Genomic DNA, 21839 nt, shown 5'->3' with positions numbered 1-21839 from the left:
TCAAATTTAATTCAACTTTGATATATCATGAGCCTTTTCAAACTTATCTTTGAATTTCAAATGGGTGATGTTAATGTTAAGTAATCTTAAAAAGAAAAAGTTAGTTGTGATGAAGTTCACAACTTTGTCTTGTTATTGAGTGCTTGTGAGCATGCATATGCTTAATTCCATTATCTGTAATGATTTCGTCAATGATTTTAACACCTTCGTGGGAGTGAGTATGTTCGCCGTCATCGTGGAAGTGATAATGTGAATGTTCAGTATGTGCAGTATCGATTTTTTTAATTGAATCATCAAAATGCCTGTCATAGAGCAGTGCAGCATTTAGAACTACTAAACATGATCCTGCATTGTGAACAATCGCTCCAGTTACTGGATTTAAAAGACCCAATACAGAGCAGACGATAGCTGCTGCATTTATTGTCATTGACATTGCAATATTCGCTTTGATTGTAAACAATGTGGAATTAGACAGTTTTTTAAGATATGGAATCTTTCCTATATCATCACCTAAAAGTGCGATATCAGCCGCTTCAATCGCAACATCACTTCCAACTGATCCCATGGCCACGCTGACATCAGCTGTTTTAAGTGCCGGTGCATCATTCACACCATCTCCAATCATACATACCTTTCTGCCTTCACTTTTAAGCTTTTCAATCCATGAAAGTTTTTCTTCAGGAAGTAAATTGCCAAATACTTTACCGATTCCTACCTGCCCGGCAAAGTAATTAGCAGTTTCTGAGTTATCTCCAGTAAGCAATATGGTTTCGGTTCCAAGGTCATGCAATTTTTCAATCATGTCTTTGGAATCTTCACGAATCACATCAGACAAACCAATTAATCCGATAACCTTACCGTTCAATGCAACTATTATTGAAGCTTTTCCTTCATGTTTTAATCTGTCTAATTGACAATCAACATCAACATCAATATTATATTCTGAGAGAAATTTGGAGTTTCCTGCATATACCTTACCATAAGAATTTGTACATGTAACACCCTTTCCGGGATACATTTTAAAATCCTGTGGTTCTTCAATATCAATCTGAGCTTCTTTTGCATTTTTAACAATCGCTTTGGCTAAAGGATGTTCACTTAGTTTCTCACATGAGGCAACAATTTTAAGTAAATCCTCACTAGGCAAATCATCCCTAAGGGAGATAACATCAGAAACTTCTAAATTACCGTAAGTTAAAGTACCAGTTTTATCGAATACCAAAGTATTTAAACCACCTAATGTTTCCAGTGCTTCACCGGATTTGATGAGCACCCCATATTTTGTGGCCTGACCGATAGCTGCCATGATTGCAGTTGGTGTTGCCAGAATCAATGCGCATGGACAGAATACAACAAGAACAGTAACTCCTCTTTCGATGTTTCCTGTCACAAGCCATGCGGCAATTGCAATTGCAAGTGCAACAGGAACCAGCCATGTCGCCCATTTATCCGCTATCCTTTGTGTTGGGGCCTGCTTTTCATCAGCGGCTTTTACAAGATTAATCAATTTTTGAAGTGAAGAATTTTCACCTAAACTGGTTGCTTTAATGTCAATGGCACCATACAGGTTCATAGTACCACAGAATACTTCATCACCAACTTCCTTATCAATTGGAAGGGATTCTCCAGTCATGATTGACTGGTCAAGTGATGAAGTGCCGTTTATAATTTCACCATCAACGGGTACGCTTTCACCCGGAAGAATTCTTAAAGTATCACCAATTTTTATTTCATCTACTGGAATTATTTCTTCAGTTCCATTGATTATTCTTCTTCCAGTTTGTGGAGTTAAATTAATCAAATTTCTTAAACCTTTTTTAGCTCTCTCGACAGTCCAGTCTTCCAAGAGTGCTCCCAATGCCATAATCCATGCTACTTCACCCGCTGCGAATATCTCACCTATTAGAAGTGATGCCACCATTGCTATTGCAATCAAAAGCGCAGATGAAATCCATTTTTCACGAATCAGTCTGGTCATTGCCAGAAGCAGCATTGGGATACCACTTATAATTACTGTCCCCCATGCAGGGTTTAAATAAATTGGAACATCAATTCCGAATATCATGAAAATAACTGCTATCAAAAGGAATATGCCAGAAATAATAGTCATTTTTAATCCAAATAGGAAATCAGTTATTTCATCAATCATATAAAACACCTCAAAGTATTACTTTTTTTGAATTCATTTAAATACTCAGTATTACTCAAAAATTTTTTCAAGAGTTTGCCAAAATTTTGCAATGTCTTAAAAAATTAAATTCAGTAACTACCAAACAGCCAAAAAGTATTACTTTTTTTGAGTTCATTTATATACTCAGTATTACTAATTATAATTTTGCAATTTGAAGTATATAAAAGTATTACTTTTTTTGAGTTCATTTATATACTATGTATTACTAATTGAATATCAACATTAATTCCAAAAATAATTTCCCGTCCGATATTGGAATCCAATATTGAAAAAATCATTGTTGTTAATGTAAAACCAACTGTTAAATGAAAAGAAAAATAGCTATTAATATATATCTTGAAATTTAAAATATTAATTAACTAATATAATTTTTGGAGAGGAAGAGTATGAAAGGGCATGCGATAGTTGTCATACTTATGTTCTCTCTACACTACTTTTTTTTGAAACTCCATGTAATTAAATATTTTCATCCACACTTCACCAGTAATTTTTCTAACCCCATAAATATTTTATATAAAAAATATAATAAATAATATAATAAAGATATTGGAAATGATGACTATGGGAATTACTGATTACATTAAAACTAGATTATTATATGAAAACTCATGTGATATTTTTACTACTTTCTCTCTACACTAACTGATAAAATTTAATGTTGTTGATTAATTGTAATTAATTTAAATTTTAAATTATTGGAAACAATATTGCATGGAATGATAAGTGAAATTAGTCACTTATATTTCTTCTTAGTTTTGGCAGTATTTCCATAAAATTAAATAATGCATCATCATAATTTTTAAATCCTCGTCCGATTATTAATCCATCTTCAAAAATAGTAGTTTTTTCGCTATCTATTCTATCTTCGAGGTCAATAAATTTTTCATTTTCAAATTGTTTTTTGGTATTTTCAATATTTATTGTAAATGGTAGTTTGTATTTAAATGATCCGTTGTCATATTCTATGGCTATGTATTCATCATCATCGATTGGTGATAAATTTAAAGCAACTTTCTTAAAACCTTTTTGTTTTAATTTGTTGTTAATTAGTTTAAATCTATCCTTTTTTATTATTTCATTAATGTTGTCTACTTCACATATACCAAATTTTTCCAAATCTCTAACTTTAACAATTTCACAGTTAGTGTTATTGTAGATATAGTCTTCACAGTCACGAATTCTTTTAATTTTTTCTTCAGTGGTTTTTGTATTGGTTGGAATTCTTGTTGCAAGGCAAGTGGTTGATCTAGAATATGGAATATCATTTTTATTTAAATACTCATGAATTTCTTTGGAGGTTAATTTCGCTTCAATAAACGGAGTATTGAATCCTTTTTTATAAGTTACAAGAATTCCTGGTCTGTCAATAACCAAATCACTAATGTTATTGCCATCACATATAAAATCAAACCCTTCTTTTTGGGCAAGTTTTTCAATTTCACTGTACATTAAATTACGGCAGTTATAGCATCTTTTTGAATCGTTTGATAAAAAATATTCTTTTTTATAAAAATCAATGTCAATTATTTCATGTTTGATTCCAAATGATTTAGATAGTTTTTGAGTATTTTCAACAAAACCTGTTGGCAACAGATGGTTATCAATAGTAATGGCCAGTGTATCTTTTGCAACCTTTGATGATAAGTAAGCTATTAGTGTCGAATCAGCACCTCCTGAAAAACCTATAGCAACTTTCTTATCTTTTAAAATTTCTTCCACGATTTCTATTTTCTCTTCTAAATTCATTCTATCACGCATCTTTAAGTTTTAAATTTAAAGAGCATCAAATGATGCTCTTTTTATTAACGAGCTTTAAGAAGTTGATTAATAGTTAGATATTAAGGAGTTATTGCTCGTTAATGATGTGTTTCTCCTAATGGTTAGAGATTTTATGAAACCAGTTGCTTAAAAATTTATTTTTATTCTTAAGACTTTTATACACGCCCGAGAACATGGAAAAAATAGAATCCCTTCGAAATTAAACTATATAACAATAGTTATTTTTTTCCATAAAGTTAGTAATGTAAATTATTGTATAAATATTTTTTGAATTTTTTTCACAGTCCAACAGAAAATATTTAAACATTTAAAGAATAATATAACAATTGTTAATAAAATTTGGAGGTATTGAAATTTACGATGTTATTGTAATAGGAACGGGTGCCGGAGGAGCAACAGTCGCTAAAGATTTATCTTTAAACGGACGAAATGTCCTTATATTAGATAAAGGGCGAAAACAAAGTGATGGAAACTATGTTAAATACATGAAAAATAAAGAAATTCATCTGAAAAATAACCTTTCAAATGAGGATAAACAAAAATATGAATTCTTAACATGGCCATTAACTTTAACCAACATTGAAGAAGTCGGAGGAACAACAACTTCCTCAATTGGAAATGCATGTTTTTCATGCAGCGGGTGTTATACAAACTCAATAATGCAACAGTTTGAAGATAAAAACTTAGATATTTTTGAAGAACTCTTAGAAGCCAGTGGGGAACTAAATGTCAGATATTTCCCCAAAAAATCATGGGGACATGCAACAAAACTGATTGCTGATGCAGGAAACAATTTAGGATATGTCGTAGAACCAATGCCAAAGTTCATCAACTTTGAAAAATGCAGATTTTGTGGAAAATGCGTAAACGGATGCATGTTTGATGCAAAATGGGATGCGACATACTTCATCAAAGAAGCTCAGGAATATGGAGCTAAATTGATAACAGGATTAAATGTGATTGAAATACTACATGAAAAGGGTCAGGTAGCAGGTGTTGTTGGAATAAATGAAAACAATGAAAAACAAATATTTAAAGCAAAGAAAGTTGTCGTAGCTGCAGGAGCATTGAACACCCCAATAATATTAAAAAATTCACGAATAAAAAATGTCGGAGGTCAAATATTCTTTGATATATTCACAACAATTGGAGGATATCTAAAAGATGCAAATTTAAAAAATGAATTGATGATGGGTATTAAAGCTGAATTCGGACCATATTTTTTATCACCACATTATTCCATGCAGTTACTTCCGTTAATGAAAGAAAAAGGCATAAAAGCTAATGAAAGTGATGTCATTGGAATCATGCTTAAATTTGCAGACACATGTATCGGAACAATAGATAATAATGGAAATATTGAAAAGACACTAACGAAAGTCGATGCTGATTTAATCAAAGAAGGATATGAGAAAGCTGTTAAAATACTTCTAAAATTGGGTGTTGATGAAAGATCTATTGTTGCAACTTCTCTTAAAGGAGCACATCCTGGGGGAACTGCTGCAGTAGGTGAAGTTGTAGACAATAATTTCGAAACCGAAATCAAAGGATTATACGTTTCAGATGCCAGTGTAATACCTGAAGCTCCGGGAAGGCCTCCGATTTTAACAATAGTTGCAATAGCCAAAAAAGTAGCAAAGATTGTAAATAGCAATATTTAAGGTGATAATGTGGAATTTAAATTAAAATTTAAAGATATTGATGAGATAAGGCAATTAAAAGAAAATTATACAATAAAAAACCTGTTGGATGAATTGAACCAGTCTAGCCAAACGATTGTTGCTAAGCAAAATGGCGAGTTGGCAATTGAAGATAGTGTAATCCATGATGGTGATGAAATAAATTTGATTCAGATAATCTATGGAGGATAAATGAAAATAGCTTTGGCCCAAATGAAAATATCTGAAGATATTGATGAAAATTTGAAAAAAACAATTAATTCGATTAGGGTTGCTAGTGAAAACAAAGTGGATTTAATTCTGTTTCCAGAAATACATTTAACTCCATTTTTTCCCCAATACGAAAATATTGATGTAGAAAATTATTTAATAACACAAGATTCACATTACATTAAAAGAATCCAAGAAGCTTGTTTTAAATATGATATTTTTGCTGCCCCTAATCTATATGTCTTAGAAAATAATAATTCATATGACATGTCTTTTTTAATTGATAACCATGGAAATATAATAGGTAAACAAAAGATGGTTCATATTAAACAAGCTGAAAAATTCTTTGAGGAAAGCTATTATGATCCATCTGATGATGGGTTCAATGTATTTGAAACCAAGTTTGGAAAGATTGGCATTGCAATCTGCTTTGACAGACATTTTCCTGAAAGTATCCGAACATTAACACTTAAAGGTGCTCAATTAATTTTAATACCTACCGCCAACACTGCAGATGAACCTGAAGAGTTATTTAAATGGGAAATTAAAGTCCAGTCATTCCAAAATAATGTAATAATTGCAATGTGCAATCGTGTGGGCATTGAAGATGAAATGGAATTTAATGGCCAGTCCATTGTTTGTGATGTCAATGGAGATACACTGGCTGTTGCAAGTGATGATGAAGAAATACTTTATGCGAATGTTGATTTGGACAAATCAAATAATAAGAATTATATTCCATTCATTAGAAAAGAAATGTATGATTAATTTAAAGACAATTGCATGTACTATGAGATTTTATACATTTGCTTTAAATAAATAAGCTCATATCACTTTTTTCACCAGAGCCTATGAAGGTTGCAACACCTCCCAGTTCGACCCCATCGATTAATTCTTCTTGGTGTATTCCCATGATATCCATTGACATTTGACATGCTACAATACGAACTCCATGGCTTTTTGCACTTTCTATTAACTCTTCAAGTGACAATATTCCTTTTTGATCCATAATTGAGCGTATCATTTTTGGACCAAATCCGAGCATGTTCATTCGAGACAACCCTAATTTTTTTGTCCCTCTTGGCATCATAAACCCGAATGCTTTTTCAATCAACGTTTTTTTAACACTTACTTTCTCAGGTTTTCTCAATATATTCAATCCCCAGAATGTGAAAAACATTGTCACGTTTCTTCCCATTGATGCCGCTCCATTTGCAATAATAAATGCAGCTATTGTTTTATCCAGATCTCCACTAAACACTACAAATGTTTTATCATCATCCTTTGGAATTTCAGGTAGGTTTTGTTTTATGATAGTTGCTTTTATAATGTTATTTTCAATAATCAGTGATTCTAATTTATTTCCAGTTCTTTCACACCATATTTTAATGTCTGATGCAAATGCGTCTTCATCCGATTCAACATATATTTTCTGTCCGTTTTGAATTTCATTAATTGTATCAGCAATTTTAATTATTGGTCCTGGACACATTTGGCCTTTTACATCAAGTTCAATAGCTTTTAATCCTCCAATATGTTCTTGATATTTTTTAAAACCGCCTTCAAGACTATATGCTTCGTAACCTAAAGAATTTAATTCATCAGTTATTTTGTCGCTTCTCTCACCAGTCTTACAGTATACGATTATTTCTTTTGTTTTGTCAATTTTATCAAGATTGAATGATAGCTCTGATTTTGGAATATTAATTGAATTTTCAATTTTTCCTAAAATTAATTCTTCACTGTCTCTTACATCGATTATTTGAATTTCTTCTGTATTTTTTTCCAATAATTCTTTGGTATTGATTGATTTTGTCATTTTCATCACTTCCTTAATTTCGCCCGAGCAATGAAAAAGATATTATAAAATTATAACAATCGTTATTTTTTCATCAATTCTAATATTGTGAAAGTACTATTTAAATATTTTTGTCAAAATATAACAATAGTTATATACTGGTAATTTTTAATATAATCCATAATTAAATTTTAGGTAAAATAATATGTCAAAAAGAAAATATGGAAAAGAATTAGGATTTCAAACTCGTGCAGTACATACAGGAAATGATGTTGACAGTGAAACAAATGCAATTAAACGCCCCATAACCATGGGAAACAGTTATGAATTGCCTTATGATCCGACAAACATTAATTGGAGTAGTGCAGATAAGATTTTATACACTCGAAATGGAGGTTCTAATCAGAAATATCTTGAAGAAAAAATAGCCAACCTTGAAAATGGGGAAGATGCAATTGTTCTTGCAAGCGGCGTAGGAGCGTTATCTGGATTGTTTTTTTCAATTTTGTCATCCGGCGATCATGTTGTATTTTCAAATGTAACATATATTGCAGCATATAGACTTTTGAATGAATTATTCAATAATAAATTTAAAGTAGATACTACAATTGTCGATACAACGGATTTAGAGGAGATTAGAAAAGTGATTAAACCAAATACAAAATTGGTCCATATTGAAACTCCCGGAAACCCGACAATAGGAATATCAGATATCGCGGAAATTGCAAAAATTGCACATGAATGTGGTGCACTTCTATCCGTTGATAATACATTTGCATCACCATTCAATCAACGTCCCCTAGAATTAGGCGCCGATTATGTAATTGAAAGTTTAACTAAATACATTAATGGGCATGGGGACTCAATGGGTGGTGCAATCATCGCAAATAAAAAAGAATTGCTTGACCCGATTCGTGAACAGGCCCAAGTCAATCTGGGAGCAACAATAAGTCCATTTAATGCATGGTTGATTATGAGGGGATCTGTAACTCTTCCTTTAAGAATGAAAGCTCACAATGAAAATGCACAAAAAGTAGCTGAATGGTTGGAATCACAAGAAAAAGTGAGTTTTGTTTCTTATCCGGGATTGAAATCTAATAAAGGGCATGAAATTGCTAAAAAACAAATGTTTAATGGTTATGGGGGAATGATTGCATTTGGTCTTAATGCAGATCATGATAAACACAATGAATTTGTAAGCTATTTAAAAATAATTACCTCTGCAGTTTCATTGGGGCATGATGAAAGTTTAATTGTATTCATTGGTGAAGATGATGAAAGACAATACTTATATCCTGAAGAATTTAACAATGGGTTCTTTAGGTTTTCGGTAGGTATAGAGGATGTTGAAGATATTATAGAAGACTTGCGTCAAGCATTAGAAAAATCTGAATTATTATAATTTAACCTTGAATTCCGGTGTTTCTACAATTTTTGGGATTTTCCCAATTGTTCCCACATTGTCTTGGGATATTATTAAAACACCTTGGTAATATTCTTTAAACCTTTCTGCTGTTTCTAAAGCATTGAAAACTTTATCTTCTGATGTTTCACCCATAACATCATTAGCTATTCTTGTTGCAAGTCCATCACCAATAGATGGGCTTTTGCTAATTACAGTAACACTGTCTGATTTACCGAAACTAATAGAATGACCTATTTTGCCAGAAGATGTGCAAATGCCTAATGGTTTTTTTCTAGCTTTTATTTCAAAACCTATTTTGTTTCCTAAAATTTCATTATTTGAAAAAATTCCACAAATTAATTTTTCATCATTAATTAGGGCAATGTCTCCACCATTTTCAACAATTGAATATTTCGATTCGTTTTCAATTAGATAATTTAGTGACATTTCAGAAATCGTTCCTGCAACACATGCCATAGGTCCAACATCTGCACAGTTTGATGAATAGTACATTTTTTCAACAATTGGATGTAAATCCTCATCATATGGTTTAATTGGGTTTAAAGACAGTAAAAAATCCTGATTTTTAGAGATATGGTCTTTTAAATAATATCTTAGTTTATAGATATGTTTTTTCAATTCTTGATTTTTCAAATCCGTTGTAAGACGAATATGTGTTTCGTCTAAATTAATTTCTTCAAAATGCATAATCATATATTACAATTGTTATTATTATAAATAATTTTCTTATGGGAATTAAATGAAAATAAACTATTTTGAGCTTATAATTCATTAAAAAATTTTAAAATCACTTTTTGCTTTAATTAAACCTTTCAGAGATATTGAAGTGTTATAATTTTGAACAAATTCTTTTTGTTCTTTAATTAATCTTATAAAAACATTTATATAAAATCAAATTTTATATGTTATACTTGCTGTTATGTTTTAACTAGTATTGAAGGGATTGCTATTAATTTTCAGCATATATCAAAATTAGAGAGTGTTTGAATGAATTATGATTTAATACTAGCACGATATGGTGAAATAGGTGTAAAAAGCTCTAAAATAAGGGCACGTTTTGAAAAAAGACTTGTTAAGAATATTAAAGCAACATTTGAATGTAAAGTTGAAAGAAATCAGGGTAGAATATATATTCATCCAAAAAACTTTGATGAGGGAATAGAAAAATTAAATCATGTGTTTGGTGTAGTATCATATTCTCCTGTAGTATCAACTAAAACAACATATGAAGATATTGAAAAAGATTTAACTGAATATGTCAAAGAGTTAATTAAAGAAAATCTCATTGATGAGAACACCAAATTTGCAATCAAATGCAGGCGTGTAGGAAATCATGACTTTACCTCACAGGAAATGGGTGCATATTGTGGAAAAGTTGTAAGAAATGTCGTATCTGCTCCGGTTGATTTGACAAATCCGGATTTAACAATTTTTGTTGAAGTTAGAGAAGATGATACCTATATTTTCCATGAAAAAATCAGAGGCCCTGGAGGTTTGCCTCTTGGAACACAGGGAAAGGTTGTTGCATTAATTTCAAGTGGTATTGACTCACCAGTGGCGGCATATCTGATGATGAAACGTGGTTGTGAGGTCATAGCGCTTCACTTTAACAATAATCCATTTTCAGGTCCAAAAGTAACTGAAAACTTTAATTTATTGGTTGATCAATTAAACACATATGCAAAAGGATCACCTATCAAAAAAAGAGTTGTGGACTATGGTGAATATCTTCAAACTGCTAAAGCTAAAGCTCCGGAGAGAATGACTTGTGTTTTATGTAAATCTGGAATGTATAAAATAGCAGAAAAGTTAGCAACAGAATTGGGGGCCAATGCTATTGTTGATGGAAGCAGTGTTGGTCAGGTTGCATCACAAACATTGCCCAATATTTTAGTAACAAGATATGGCGTGGACATACCGATATTATCTCCATTAATTGGATTGGATAAAGAAGAAATCACAGCTATTGCAAAGGATATTGGGACATTTAAAATATCTGAAATTGATGATGGGGGATGTAGTGCAGTTCCAAGATATCCGCAAACACATGCAGATTTAGATTTTTCAAAAAAAGCATGTAAAGACATGAACCAAGATGAATATATTCAAAAGGCATATGAAAATATTAGGAGACTCGATTGAATCTCTAATATTTATTTTTGGAAATAATAAAGAGAGGATATTCATTTAATTCCTCTTTCACTATTTTTTTTTAAACTAATGGTTTGGAATGTTCCTCTTTGTTCATTGGATAATCATTGGTTGTCAGTGGTTTACCAATTTTCTCAAGCCTATTGTCTAAGAATTCCCTGCCCTTTTCAGTAATTGCAATAATGGGAACCTTGGAGCCGGAATAGTATGATTTTTCTTTTTCAGCGTAATCTCTAACGTTTTTGGATGAACATGCAGTAATGACTTCACAGTATTTGAATGCAGTTTCCACTTCTTTTAGACTTGCATTTGTGGTGTGTGCTACAAACATATATGTATTTACACCATCGGGCAAAGGATATTGGCCGATTTCTTCAATTGATTTTGATGGCAGAATGGTAATTGCAATATTCTTATAGCCTCTTTCAATTGCCATTTCCAATCCTTTAATAGGGTTTAAATCAGCTGTTTTGGGATTTAATACATTTTCGATTCCAACTTGTTCAATAACTTCCGGTATGGGTGTAGTGCTAATAAGTGCCGATACTCGACCACCTACTCCCTGAATAATTTCCGGTTCGGTCATCAGTAATGTTCCAACACCTTCGCACACGCCAACAACACAGTCAATTAATCCTAATTCAATGTTTGTTCTTAGAATTTCAGATATTCCAAAGCTCATGAAATCTTTCATTTTCACTACTCTTTGAGGTGTGCACATTCCAAATTCCCGGATTCTTTTTTCCATATTCCATTTTATGAAATCTTTAGTTAGATGTTCAGCACCATCAATTTTATAAAAAATAGGGCAGAAATCAACAAGGGGTTCTCCAACTGAGGTTACTTCTCCATTTTCTATTACTACTTCTGTTTTACCTAACGCTTCGATTACATGATAGTCTTTTGCCATAGTTTCACCTTGAACAACATTACATTTTTCAGATTTTGAGTTTACTTTTTTGTGATAGATTTTCCCATTAAAGTTAACTATTGTTATATTTAAATACTATAAGTTAAAAATATAACTATTGTGATATTTTTAAGTTTCTATCTTAAAATTTAAAAAAATTAAATGGAATGGATAGTTTATCTAAATATCACCTCTTCTTTATCATGAGAAAATATGAGAAGGTGAAATATATCAATTGATAAAATCGGGCGAAATCAAATGATGAAATTGATTAAATCCTAGATTGCTTTGGTAAAAGTAAAAATTTACCTTACAAAGCTTAGTCTATTTCATCCTACTGGATAATACACTAAACTCGGGCATGGATTCCAGTGATGATATTAAACCTTTAAGGGATTTATTGTCTTAAAGAAGAACCAAATTGGAAAATAAGGAAAGTTTAGGAGAGTAGTGAAATTGACTAATCAAAGAACTATTAGCCAGATTAATCAAAAGATTGAAAACGGCGATGCCAATATATACACGGCAGAAGAGTTTAAAAAACTTATTAAAGAAGGTAACACTCCAAGTTTTGAGGAAGTTGATGTGGTTACAACAGGAACTTGTGGTGTAATGAGTGGTACAGCTGCTATACTCAATTTTATAGTTTCTGGACCGGGGGAATTCATACGAGCTGAAGAAGTATTTTTAAATGGGGTTCCAGCACATGCAGGACCATGTCCAAACGAATGGTTAGGTGCAATTGATGTTATACTTCATGGGACTACTCATTCAATATATGACCACAATTATGGTGGAGGTTTTGTTTTAAAAGAACTTTTAGAAGGCAAAACAATTGATGTGAGAGTTGAAAGCGTTGAAGGTAAAACTATTGAAAACACAATAACTATAGATGATATTGGAAGAGGCCAAATTATAGGAACTAGAATGGCATTTAAAAATTATACTGCTTTTGTTAATACTTATAACGAACCAATTAATTCTATTTTTTCCGCAATTCCATTAGAAGGAAATCTTTCTGGTTTAACATTTTCAGGATGTGGTGATTTGAATCCATTGCAAAATGATATTCCACACAATGTAATAAAAACTGGAACCAGATTTTTATTCAATGGAGCTGAGGGGTATATTTTAGGTGATGGTACACGTTCTAGTGCTGAAAAACCGAATTTAATGTTGACTGCTGATTATAAACAGATGGACCCATATTATCTCGGTGGATATAAAACTGGTCAGGGCGGTGAAGTTTATGATACTGTGGCCATACCTATTCCAGTTTTAAATGAGGAAATATATAATAATTTGCTCATCACGGATGAAAACATTAAATTGCCATTAGCAGAAATCAAGGGTCGTCATTTACCATTAGGTGAAACCAACTACAAAGAAATGTGGGAAGGCTATGATTTAAGACCACAATATGACAGATCAAAATGTTCAAAATGTGATTCATGTACAATTGAAGAGATTTGTCCAACAAATGCATTTGCAAATGAAAGATTGGATTTGACAAGGTGTTTTGGATGTGGATTATGTGCTCATTTCTGTAAGAATGATGCATTTGACATGAATACTGGTGATGTTGATTTGGAAATTAATGACAAATTAGTCAACGTGCCAATTATCTGTAGACAATCTGATAGATTAAGAGGAAATAAATTATCTAATCAGTTGAAAAAGTTAATTGAAACACGGGAATTTACTTTGTAGTGAGGTGGTTTTAATGACTACTCAACAAAAGATTAATGACGCTCCCATTAATTTTGCAGAAGATATAATAGCTAATGTAAAGAATACTAGGGATGATGGTGTTTTGAAATGTGTGCAATGTGGTTTATGCACTTCCACATGTCCTGCAGCACGCCATTCTGAATATAATCCTAGAGAAATTATTGAAAGAGTTCTTGATGGTGATGAAACAATAATGCATGAAGATTATTTATGGAATTGTTTTTATTGTTATACTTGTCATAGTGTATGTCCAGTTGGGAACAGTGTTTGTGAAGTAAATCAAATATTAAAACAATTTGCAATAAACCAAGGTATAGGATGGGATAAGCTTTATGAATATCTTGGATTTGCTGACTCATATTTTGATGCTGCAATAGGAGCAATCCCAGAAATATTTTTTGATGATATTGCAAAAGATGTCCCTGGATGGGAAGAGATTAGATTTGAAAAATTAGAAGAAAATAGGGATAAATTAAATCTTTATCCGCCATTAATGCCTCCAGAAGATGTTATTGATGAAGTTAGTTTAATTTTAACAATTACTGGATTTAAGCAAAGAATGGAAAATATTAGAAAATCACAAGAAGAGGAGGTCAATAAATGAAAGATATTCCAGATAAAAATCTCCTTCTGTTTAGAAGTTGTCTTGTAAGTGTAGAGTATCCTGGTATTGAATCCTCAACTAAATATGTTTTTGAAAAGTTAGGTATTGATTATGGTATTTCGGAAAAACAGACCTGTTGTACTGGTTTAGGGCATTATTCTGATGTTTTTGATCAAGTTTCAACAACTGCAATTGGGGCACGTAATTTTAAAGTTGCTCAAAATCTTGGAAGACCTAATCTTGTAATGATGTGTGCTACATGCTATGCAATTAACAAAAAATCCGTTAAGTTATTAAATAATAAAGATGATTTACGGGATGAAATCAATACTTTATTTGAAGAAAATGGTTTGGATCATTTAAAATATGAAAAAAATGATTTGACACCTACAGAAAATATCTTTCATTTTGTAGATATTTTATATGGTAAAAAAGACGAAATTAAAAAGCATATTAAATATGATTTAAGCCAATACAAGATAGCTACTCACCATGGGTGTCATTATTGCAAAGTTCATTATGAAGATACTATTGCTGGTGTAAGGGATCCGAATATAATTGATGAACTCATTGAAGCCTGCGGATGCAAAACAATTGGCTGGTATGATCATAAGAGAGCATCATGCGGTACAGGATTTAGGCAAAGATATTCTAATCCAGATTTATCATTTACAGCGACAGCAGATAAAATGAATTCACTTAAGGATGAGGGTGTTGAAATTGTAGTGCATTTATGTCCTAATTGCCATATCCAATTTGACAGATATCAACCATTAATCTCTAAAAGGGAAGGTAGGGAATTTAAAGCGATTCACTTGAATATTTCCCAATTCATTGCTATTGCAATGGGTGCTGATTGGGAGAGTGTTGTCGGTGTTCAGGCGCACACTTCCAAAATTGATTCTGTGATTACAGAATTAAAGGAGGTTGAATCATGAGTGGAGATTTGAAAATTGGTGTTTTCTTATGTGAATGTGGTGGAAACATCTCTGATACCGTAGATTTGGATGAAGTCAGACAATCACTTGATGTTGAGGTAATAGAACAATTTGAAAATTTATGTTCATTAAATGGACGTAAAATCATACGTGATGCAATTATTGAACATCATTTGGATAGGGTTGTAATTGGTGCGTGTTCGCCTATAAGTCATGAAAAAACATTTCAAGATTATGTAAAACCTTTAAATCCTTATTTGATGGATATGGCGAATATTAGGGAACAATGTTCTTGGGTGCATGATGATAAACAGAAGGCAACAAAAAAAGCCATTACACTTATTAATGCATCTATAGAAAAGGTCAAGCAATCAGATGAGGTTAATCCTATTTATTGTCAAACCCCTGATGAGGTAGCAGTTATTGGGGGAGGAATTGCTGGAATGAATGCAGCATTATCCCTTGCACGCCAGGGAATAAAAGTCACTATTATCGAACAGTCACCAACATTGGGCGGGCATATGGCTAAAATCGGAAAAGTTTTCTCTCCAGTAAAAATTGCTGAAGAATGTGGTATGTGTTTACTTAATCCTATTCTAAATGATTTGGTATGGAATGAAAACATAACTGTTTGGACTAACTCAAAGGTTATCAGTGCCAATCGTCATGCTGGAACATATAACCTTATTGTGGAGAAATCCCCAAGATTTGTTGACATTGATAAATGTATCGCATGCGGAAAATGTAGTGATGTCTGTGAAGTCAATGTTCCCGATGACTGGAATGAAGGTTTATCTTTAAGGAAAGCAATTTATAGACCATATGGACAATCCTATCCTGAAGCATATGTAATTGACGGGGATGCATGCACAAAGTGCGGCGAATGTAAACGTCAATGTATGATGGATGCAATTTCTCTAAAACAAAAACCAGAGAAAGTTCCACTTCAGGTAGGTTCTGTTATAATAGCTACAGGACATCAATTGATAGACCCTAATAAAAGGCCTGATTACTCCTATAAAAGACATCCAGATATTATTACACAAGCAGAACTTGGACGTATAACTGGTGTAAATGGACCAACAAAAGGCAAATTATTAAAAGCCAATGGCGAAGTTCCAAAAAGAGTTGTGATGATTCAATGTGTAGGTTCAAGGGATGAAAAGCCGGATGGACATAAGTATTGTTCTAAAATATGCTGTTCGGTCGCATCTAAAAATGCAAACATCATTAAACACAAGTATCCTGATACTGATGTTTTAATTTGTTATACTGATGTAAGAACTCCAGGAATGTTTGAAAAATACTATAAACATACACAATCTAATGAAGTTAGGTTTTTAAGGGGTAGGCCTGGTGAAGTTGCTGTTAAAGAGGATAATTTCATCGTACGTGTTGAAAACACCATTAAAGGGGAATTTGAAGAAATCGAATGTGATATGGTTGTACTTTCAACAGCGATGGAGCCCTCTGAAGGAACTAAGGAAATTGCAAAAATTTTAAACATTGGGACTACAGAGGATTCATTCATAAAAGAATCACATCCCAAAATTAAACCGGTTACAACAGATGTTCAAGGAGTATTTGTTTGTGGTACTGCACAAGATCCTAAGGATATTACTGATTCGATAATGCAAGCAACAGCCGCAGCATCTAAAGTCAGTGAATACAATCATGGTGGAGTGGAAGTTGAACCATTCATTGCGGATATTGACCATGAAAAATGTCAATTATGTGGTGATTGTTTAGATAAATGTAAATTTAAGGCTTTAAGTATCATTGATGATGAATTGGTCTTGGATCCGATGAGTTGTGACGGTTGTGGAAAATGTTTAACTGTTTGTCAACAGGGAGCAATCAACATTAATGGTAATATTGATGAGAAGATATTCGCTACAATTAATGGTGTATTGTCTAAAAAAGGGGATGGTGAACGTATCATATTGGTATTCTTGGATACTATAGGTTATACTGCAGCGGATAATATTGGAGTTAATAGACTGAATTATCCGGAATCAATCCATATAATAAAAGTCCACTCTGTTAATCGTGTAAGGCCTAGTCATATTAAACATGCACTTGATAATGGTGCTGATGGAGTGTTTATTGGTGAATTCCCCGGTGATTTAATGTATGATGAAGTGGAACGTAAAATCGAAATGGTGAAAACGCAGATTGCAGATGCTGATGAAAATCCTAATAGATTGGCATTTTCAAAGGTATATATTCCCTACTTTGAGGGGCTTGCCCGCAAGTTAAATGATTTTGACAAACAAATTGAAAATCTGAATGAAATAGAAGGGGTTTGATAAAAACCTCTTATTTTTAATTATTATTTAAATAAATGGTGATTTTAAAATGGTTGTACAAGTTATAAAAGCTAAAGATGATAAAATTACAACAGCTGATTTAATTGCTGATTTGAAAAAAAGTAATAAAATTGATTATTCAGGAGTAATTTTCACTTTTGAAGGAATGGTTCGTGGAAAAGATGAGAATATGCATTTGGAAAAGCTTATTTTATCAACTCCTGATGTTGAAAAAACTGTAGAGGAAATTGAGAAAATAGTTGACAATACTAAAATTAAATATAACGTTCATGAGATTTCAGTTGTTCATTATATTGGCGAATTTTACACAGGAGACACCTTATTTTTAGTCGCTGTTTTAGGCTCTCATAGGAATGAAACTCTTGAAGCATTAAAAGAAACAATTGAAAATGTCAAATTCAATGTAGAATTTAAGAAAGAAGAAATTTCAAAAGAAGGAAGGAAAACAATATTGGCAGGTGGATAAATCATAGGCCTCCTGTTCAGTGAAAAGATTAAGAGTATTCGATTAATAAATCGAATTATATATGAAGAAAATAAATTTATAGTTTTAATGGAGAAAATTACATGGTAAAAAAAGGAACTGATGTGTTAAAGGAAGGTTTTGCTAAAATGACAAAAGGCGGAGTCATTATGGATGTGGTAAATGCAGAACAAGCAAGAATTGCAGAAGATGCGGGTGCTGTAGCAGTAATGGCGCTTGAAAAGGTGCCTGCAGATATTCGTGCTGCTGGAGGAGTGGCAAGAATGGCAGACCCAACTATTGTAGAAGAGGTTGTCGATGCAGTATCTATTCCAGTAATGGCAAAAGCAAGAATTGGTCATATTGCTGAAGCACAAATTTTAGAAACTCTTGGAGTAGACATGATAGATGAAAGTGAAGTATTAACTCCTGCAGATGAAGAATATCACATCAACAAAAAAGAATTCACAATACCATTTGTATGTGGTGCACGTGACTTAGGCGAAGCATTAAGAAGAATTGATGAAGGTGCAGCAATGATTCGTACTAAAGGAGAACCAGGTACTGGAAACATTGTAGAAGCAGTCCGCCATATGAGAAAAGTGATGGGCGAAATCAGAACTATCCAAGGAATGCAGGAAGAAGAACTTTGGAAATATGCAAGAAACATTGATGCTCCAATTGAACTTGTAAAAGAAACTGCAGGACTTGGAAAATTGCCTGTTGTAAACTTTGCAGCTGGAGGTATTGCAACTCCTGCAGATGCATCACTTATGATGCAACTAGGATCCGATGGAATATTTGTAGGCTCAGGAATTTTCAAATCAAATAATCCTGAAGCATTTGCAAAAGCAATTGTTGAAGCAACAGCAAACTATGATAAACCTGAAGTATTGGCTGAAGTGTCCAAAGGTTTAGGGGATGCTATGAAAGGATTAGATGTGTCAACTTTAACAGAAGCTAATAGAATGCAAGACAGGGGAATTTAATTTCCTCTTTTTTTTTTATTTGAATAATAACATGATTTTAATTTTGGTGTGAATATGGCTAAAATAGGAATCTTAAATTTGCAGGGCGCAGTTTCAGAACATTATGACCTGACAAAAAAAGCTGTTAAAAATTTAGGGGTAAATGTCAAAGTAGAATCCGTAAGGTATGCAGAAGATGTCGAGGTCTGTGATGGAATAATACTCTCTGGTGGAGAAAGCACAGTAATTGGCAAACTCATTTGCAAAAGAGGAATTGATAAAGTAATTAAAGACAATAACATACCAGTATTTGGAACTTGTGCAGGAATGGTGTTGCTATCTAAAAAAACAGATTTTAATCAACCATTGTTGGGATTGATGGATATTTCGGTGAAACGAAATAATTATGGGAGGCAAAAAGATTCATTTGAACAACCAATAGATATCTTAGGTCAAAAATTCTTAGGCGTATTTATAAGAGCACCTGCACTTGAATCCTATGATGAAACAAAAGAAGATATTAAAGTGTTATCCGAGTATGATGGTGATATAGTTGCAATTCAACAGGGGTGCAATATTGCAATATCATTTCATCCGGAATTAACAGAAGATACTTTAATTCATGAATATTTCATTAATGAAGTTTTAAATAAAATTAATTAAAATTGGTTTATAAATTCTTGATGAACTAACATTTTTATTGTGAAGTCCTTGATAAAAAAATATAAATAACAATAGTTATATAATAATAAAAAAATATAAAAAAGTATTATAAATAGTTGGTGAAAAAGATGAGTGAAGATGAAATTCAGAGAATAGAGGATTCAAGAATCCCTAAAGGAAGAATAGACTTAATTGGTGTTGGAAGATTGGGATTAAGAATAGGTATTAATTTAATGCAAGCTCATAGAGGCGGACCAAAAACTATTGGAGCATTTGATGGACAAAAAATTTCAGGAGGGGATGTGATTTTTACACTTTTGGGGGCAGAAATTGGAGAATACAAAACAGAATTCCTAAAAAGAATATGTACACATCCTGAAGAATTCAGAAATATTGAAAGCCATACAGAATATGTTACAGAAGAAAATATCGACCTTGTTCAAGGAGACATTGTAATCCTAATCCTTGCAGGTGGAAATACAATCCCAACAGCTGCAAAAATAATTAAACATGCTCACAAAAGAGGTGCCAAAACCATTGGAACCGCAGGAATATTCGGATTTGGTGATGAGAACATTGAAATTAAAGATATTTCAGAATATGATGATTCAAATCCTGCCGTTGAAGAGTTAAGAGCGCAAGGCATAACAGAAAATCATTTAGTTTTAACAACAAATAAATTAATTAGAGATAATGAGCCTGTAACCCCATATACATTAGATGAAGTTGCAAAAATCATTACAATGAATGCATTGAAATTATTGAGAGACCATAATGATAAAAATAGCCACAGCTGAATGCTTTACCCGCTGCAAAATTGGAATGGAATGGAATGCACTATCATAGGATTCTAGTTTAAATTGAATGTTACCTCACATAACAAAAAAAGAATTATATATATTTTTTATTTTTTAGAGGTATTGGTAAGTAACATTTTTGTAGTTACATTTGTTTAAATAAAACTTTTAAACATATTCATTTTCTTTTTTTATTTTTTTGAAATATAACAATAGTTATATTTATATAGTATGACAACTAATTGTAATTGTAATGATTATTTTTTTAGAAAAATACTAGATAAATTAGATAATCATTAAAAATTAATATACAAAAGGTGAAACTATGAGTTTAAGTGAAATTTTTTCAAATTCAATCAAATATCCGTTAATGATTACAAAGCATTTTTAGTTGTTGGAATTATAGGTTTACTTGCAAGTTTAACTACTGTGTTGAATCAATTTTCAGTTGATAATTCCGCAGTTACAATTATTGCATCAATAATATCTTTGATATTTACAATAATCCTTGCAGGTTATGCAGTTGATGTAATAAAGAAAGGTATAGAGGATTCAGAAGATGTGCCCACTTTAGATTTAGTGGCCAACTTCATAAATGGTATTAAAACCATAGTGATAAGTATTGTCTATGAGATTATACCATTAATAATTATAGTGATTCTTGCAACTGTAACCGGCGCTATTGGCGCAGGTTTAAACCATGTGGGAACTGCGTTATTAATCACTGTTGTCGTTGGATTAATTTTGGCAATACTATTTGGTATATTTAATATTGTGGCTATTGCAAGATTTGCAGAATCTGGAAATTTGTCTGATGCATTAAGCATCGGCGAAGTAATAGAAAAAGCAAAATCCATTGGAATATTTAAAATTATTGCATTCATAATCATTGCAATAGTGATTATTTTCATTGTTGGAATTATTGTTGGAATAATTGGATTAATTCCATATATTGGATTAATCATTGGAACTATTTTATCCAGTGGTTTCATTGTATTATTCTATGGTAAAGCAACAGGTTTATTGTATGCTGATGCATAATTAAACCTAAATTTTTTCTTTTTTTCAATATGTGTTGAAAAATATGGATTAACTCATTGAATGTTTTCAATATCTTTTTTTATAAATTAAGGCAATAATTATAAAGATTAAATTTGTACTAGGATTATTCTAACAGATATCAATTCTTCAAATCCGCCAA

Annotated in this window: 20 protein-coding genes; 15 read left to right on the top strand and 5 right to left on the bottom strand. The window is 32.1% G+C overall.

Going from position 1 to position 21839, the window contains the following annotated elements; translation table 11 throughout:
* Positions 1-100: 100 nt before the first annotated feature.
* Positions 101-2149, bottom strand: a complete 2049-nt coding sequence (locus tag ACKI32_RS00950; RefSeq protein WP_407412805.1) for a heavy metal translocating P-type ATPase — start codon at positions 2147-2149, stop codon at positions 101-103.
* A 771-nt stretch (positions 2150-2920) separates the two neighbouring features.
* Positions 2921-3937, bottom strand: coding sequence for a 7-cyano-7-deazaguanine synthase (locus ACKI32_RS00945; RefSeq protein WP_407412804.1), 1017 nt, complete (start codon positions 3935-3937; stop codon positions 2921-2923).
* Between the two features lie 359 nt (positions 3938-4296).
* Between ACKI32_RS00945 and ACKI32_RS00940 the strand changes: the two genes are divergently transcribed.
* Genes ACKI32_RS00940 through ACKI32_RS00930 form a run of 3 tightly spaced genes read left to right on the top strand, consistent with a single transcriptional unit; the run spans position 4297 to position 6627 of the window.
* Positions 4297-5631, top strand: coding sequence for a GMC family oxidoreductase N-terminal domain-containing protein (locus ACKI32_RS00940; RefSeq protein WP_407412803.1), 1335 nt, complete (start codon positions 4297-4299; stop codon positions 5629-5631).
* A 9-nt stretch (positions 5632-5640) separates the two neighbouring features.
* Positions 5641-5841: a MoaD/ThiS family protein gene (locus tag ACKI32_RS00935; RefSeq protein WP_296847127.1), complete on the top strand. Its 201-nt coding sequence runs from the start codon at positions 5641-5643 to the stop codon at positions 5839-5841.
* Positions 5842-6627, top strand: coding sequence for a carbon-nitrogen hydrolase family protein (locus tag ACKI32_RS00930; RefSeq protein WP_407412802.1), 786 nt, complete (start codon positions 5842-5844; stop codon positions 6625-6627).
* 43 nt (positions 6628-6670) lie between these two features.
* Here ACKI32_RS00930 and ACKI32_RS00925 read toward each other — a convergent pair whose 3' ends face one another.
* Positions 6671-7678 carry a DsrE/DsrF/DrsH-like family protein gene (locus ACKI32_RS00925; RefSeq protein ID WP_407412801.1) on the bottom strand — a complete coding sequence of 336 codons (1008 nt, stop codon included), beginning with the start codon at positions 7676-7678 and terminating at the stop codon, positions 6671-6673.
* Between the two features lie 184 nt (positions 7679-7862).
* Here ACKI32_RS00925 and ACKI32_RS00920 point away from each other — a divergent pair, with 184 nt between their 5' ends.
* Complete coding sequence (locus tag ACKI32_RS00920) at positions 7863-9059, top strand: trans-sulfuration enzyme family protein (RefSeq protein WP_407412800.1); 1197 nt, start codon at positions 7863-7865, stop codon at positions 9057-9059.
* Here ACKI32_RS00920 and ACKI32_RS00915 read toward each other — a convergent pair.
* Positions 9054-9770, bottom strand: coding sequence for a UPF0280 family protein (locus tag ACKI32_RS00915; RefSeq protein ID WP_407412799.1), 717 nt, complete (start codon positions 9768-9770; stop codon positions 9054-9056). The two genes, ACKI32_RS00920 and ACKI32_RS00915, sit on opposite strands and share 6 nt — an antisense overlap.
* Before the next feature lie 300 nt (positions 9771-10070).
* On the opposite strand from ACKI32_RS00915, the gene thiI reads away from it, so the two are divergent.
* Positions 10071-11225 (top strand): tRNA uracil 4-sulfurtransferase ThiI, encoded by a 1155-nt coding sequence (thiI, locus tag ACKI32_RS00910; RefSeq protein ID WP_407412798.1) that lies wholly within the window; start codon positions 10071-10073, stop codon positions 11223-11225.
* Positions 11226-11295: 70 nt separating this feature from the next.
* Here thiI and ACKI32_RS00905 read toward each other — a convergent pair whose 3' ends face one another.
* On the bottom strand, positions 11296-12144 hold the full coding sequence (locus ACKI32_RS00905) for a methanogenesis marker 8 protein (protein ID WP_407412797.1): 849 nt from the start codon (positions 12142-12144) through the stop codon (positions 11296-11298).
* Between the two features lie 456 nt (positions 12145-12600).
* Between ACKI32_RS00905 and ACKI32_RS00900 the strand changes: the two genes are divergently transcribed.
* The 10 genes from ACKI32_RS00900 to ACKI32_RS00855 all read left to right on the top strand — a co-directional run bounded on the left by ACKI32_RS00900 (position 12601) and on the right by ACKI32_RS00855 (position 21679).
* Entirely contained in the window at positions 12601-13854 is a 1254-nt protein-coding gene (locus ACKI32_RS00900; RefSeq protein ID WP_407412796.1) for a methanogenesis marker 16 metalloprotein, read from the top strand.
* A gap of 13 nt (positions 13855-13867) precedes the next feature.
* The gene (gene hdrC / locus ACKI32_RS00895; RefSeq protein WP_407412795.1) at positions 13868-14479 is read left to right on the top strand and encodes a ferredoxin:CoB-CoM heterodisulfide reductase subunit HdrC; all 612 of its coding nucleotides are present in this window, start codon (positions 13868-13870) and stop codon (positions 14477-14479) included.
* Positions 14476-15417 (top strand): ferredoxin:CoB-CoM heterodisulfide reductase subunit HdrB, encoded by a 942-nt coding sequence (hdrB, locus tag ACKI32_RS00890; RefSeq protein ID WP_407381851.1) that lies wholly within the window; start codon positions 14476-14478, stop codon positions 15415-15417. The genes hdrC and hdrB overlap by 4 nt, the downstream gene beginning before the upstream one ends.
* Positions 15414-17726 (top strand): ferredoxin:CoB-CoM heterodisulfide reductase subunit HdrA, encoded by a 2313-nt coding sequence (gene hdrA / locus ACKI32_RS00885; RefSeq protein WP_407412794.1) that lies wholly within the window; start codon positions 15414-15416, stop codon positions 17724-17726. The genes hdrB and hdrA overlap by 4 nt, the downstream gene beginning before the upstream one ends.
* A gap of 49 nt (positions 17727-17775) precedes the next feature.
* Complete coding sequence (locus tag ACKI32_RS00880; protein ID WP_407412793.1) at positions 17776-18213, top strand: molybdenum cofactor biosynthesis protein MoaE; 438 nt, start codon at positions 17776-17778, stop codon at positions 18211-18213.
* A 101-nt stretch (positions 18214-18314) separates the two neighbouring features.
* Positions 18315-19199, top strand: coding sequence for a pyridoxal 5'-phosphate synthase lyase subunit PdxS (gene pdxS, locus ACKI32_RS00875; protein ID WP_407412792.1), 885 nt, complete (start codon positions 18315-18317; stop codon positions 19197-19199).
* 54 nt (positions 19200-19253) lie between these two features.
* Positions 19254-19841, top strand: a complete 588-nt coding sequence (gene pdxT / locus ACKI32_RS00870) for a pyridoxal 5'-phosphate synthase glutaminase subunit PdxT (protein WP_407412791.1) — start codon at positions 19254-19256, stop codon at positions 19839-19841.
* Positions 19842-19969: 128 nt separating this feature from the next.
* Positions 19970-20638: a hypothetical protein gene (locus ACKI32_RS00865; RefSeq protein ID WP_407412790.1), complete on the top strand. Its 669-nt coding sequence runs from the start codon at positions 19970-19972 to the stop codon at positions 20636-20638.
* Positions 20616-20687 carry a FeGP cofactor biosynthesis protein HcgF family protein gene (locus ACKI32_RS00860; protein WP_407412806.1) on the top strand — a complete coding sequence of 24 codons (72 nt, stop codon included), beginning with the start codon at positions 20616-20618 and terminating at the stop codon, positions 20685-20687. The genes ACKI32_RS00865 and ACKI32_RS00860 overlap by 23 nt, the downstream gene beginning before the upstream one ends.
* A 383-nt stretch (positions 20688-21070) precedes the next feature.
* Positions 21071-21679 (top strand): DUF4013 domain-containing protein, encoded by a 609-nt coding sequence (locus tag ACKI32_RS00855; protein WP_407412789.1) that lies wholly within the window; start codon positions 21071-21073, stop codon positions 21677-21679.
* Positions 21680-21839: the final 160 nt, after the last annotated feature.

The organism is Methanobrevibacter sp. (assembly GCF_045611865.1).
Classification (GTDB): domain Archaea; phylum Methanobacteriota; class Methanobacteria; order Methanobacteriales; family Methanobacteriaceae; genus Methanocatella.
The sequence above is the reverse complement of the archived record's forward strand: the minus strand, read 5'-3'. Positions and strand labels throughout refer to the sequence as shown.

Coding starts and splice junctions, on each gene's coding strand:
- thiI (WP_407412798.1), top strand. CDS start 10,071: ATGAATTATGATTTAATACTAGCACGATATGGTGAAATAGGTGTAAAA.
- ACKI32_RS00905 (WP_407412797.1), bottom strand. CDS start 12,144: ATGGCAAAAGACTATCATGTAATCGAAGCGTTAGGTAAAACAGAAGTA.
- ACKI32_RS00920 (WP_407412800.1), top strand. CDS start 7,863: ATGTCAAAAAGAAAATATGGAAAAGAATTAGGATTTCAAACTCGTGCA.
- ACKI32_RS00925 (WP_407412801.1), bottom strand. CDS start 7,678: ATGACAAAATCAATCAATACCAAAGAATTATTGGAAAAAAATACAGAA.
- hdrC (WP_407412795.1), top strand. CDS start 13,868: ATGACTACTCAACAAAAGATTAATGACGCTCCCATTAATTTTGCAGAA.
- ACKI32_RS00950 (WP_407412805.1), bottom strand. CDS start 2,149: ATGATTGATGAAATAACTGATTTCCTATTTGGATTAAAAATGACTATT.
- hdrB (WP_407381851.1), top strand. CDS start 14,476: ATGAAAGATATTCCAGATAAAAATCTCCTTCTGTTTAGAAGTTGTCTT.
- pdxT (WP_407412791.1), top strand. CDS start 19,254: ATGGCTAAAATAGGAATCTTAAATTTGCAGGGCGCAGTTTCAGAACAT.
- hdrA (WP_407412794.1), top strand. CDS start 15,414: ATGAGTGGAGATTTGAAAATTGGTGTTTTCTTATGTGAATGTGGTGGA.
- ACKI32_RS00865 (WP_407412790.1), top strand. CDS start 19,970: ATGAGTGAAGATGAAATTCAGAGAATAGAGGATTCAAGAATCCCTAAA.
- ACKI32_RS00880 (WP_407412793.1), top strand. CDS start 17,776: ATGGTTGTACAAGTTATAAAAGCTAAAGATGATAAAATTACAACAGCT.
- ACKI32_RS00930 (WP_407412802.1), top strand. CDS start 5,842: ATGAAAATAGCTTTGGCCCAAATGAAAATATCTGAAGATATTGATGAA.
- ACKI32_RS00945 (WP_407412804.1), bottom strand. CDS start 3,937: ATGAATTTAGAAGAGAAAATAGAAATCGTGGAAGAAATTTTAAAAGAT.
- ACKI32_RS00915 (WP_407412799.1), bottom strand. CDS start 9,770: ATGCATTTTGAAGAAATTAATTTAGACGAAACACATATTCGTCTTACA.
- pdxS (WP_407412792.1), top strand. CDS start 18,315: ATGGTAAAAAAAGGAACTGATGTGTTAAAGGAAGGTTTTGCTAAAATG.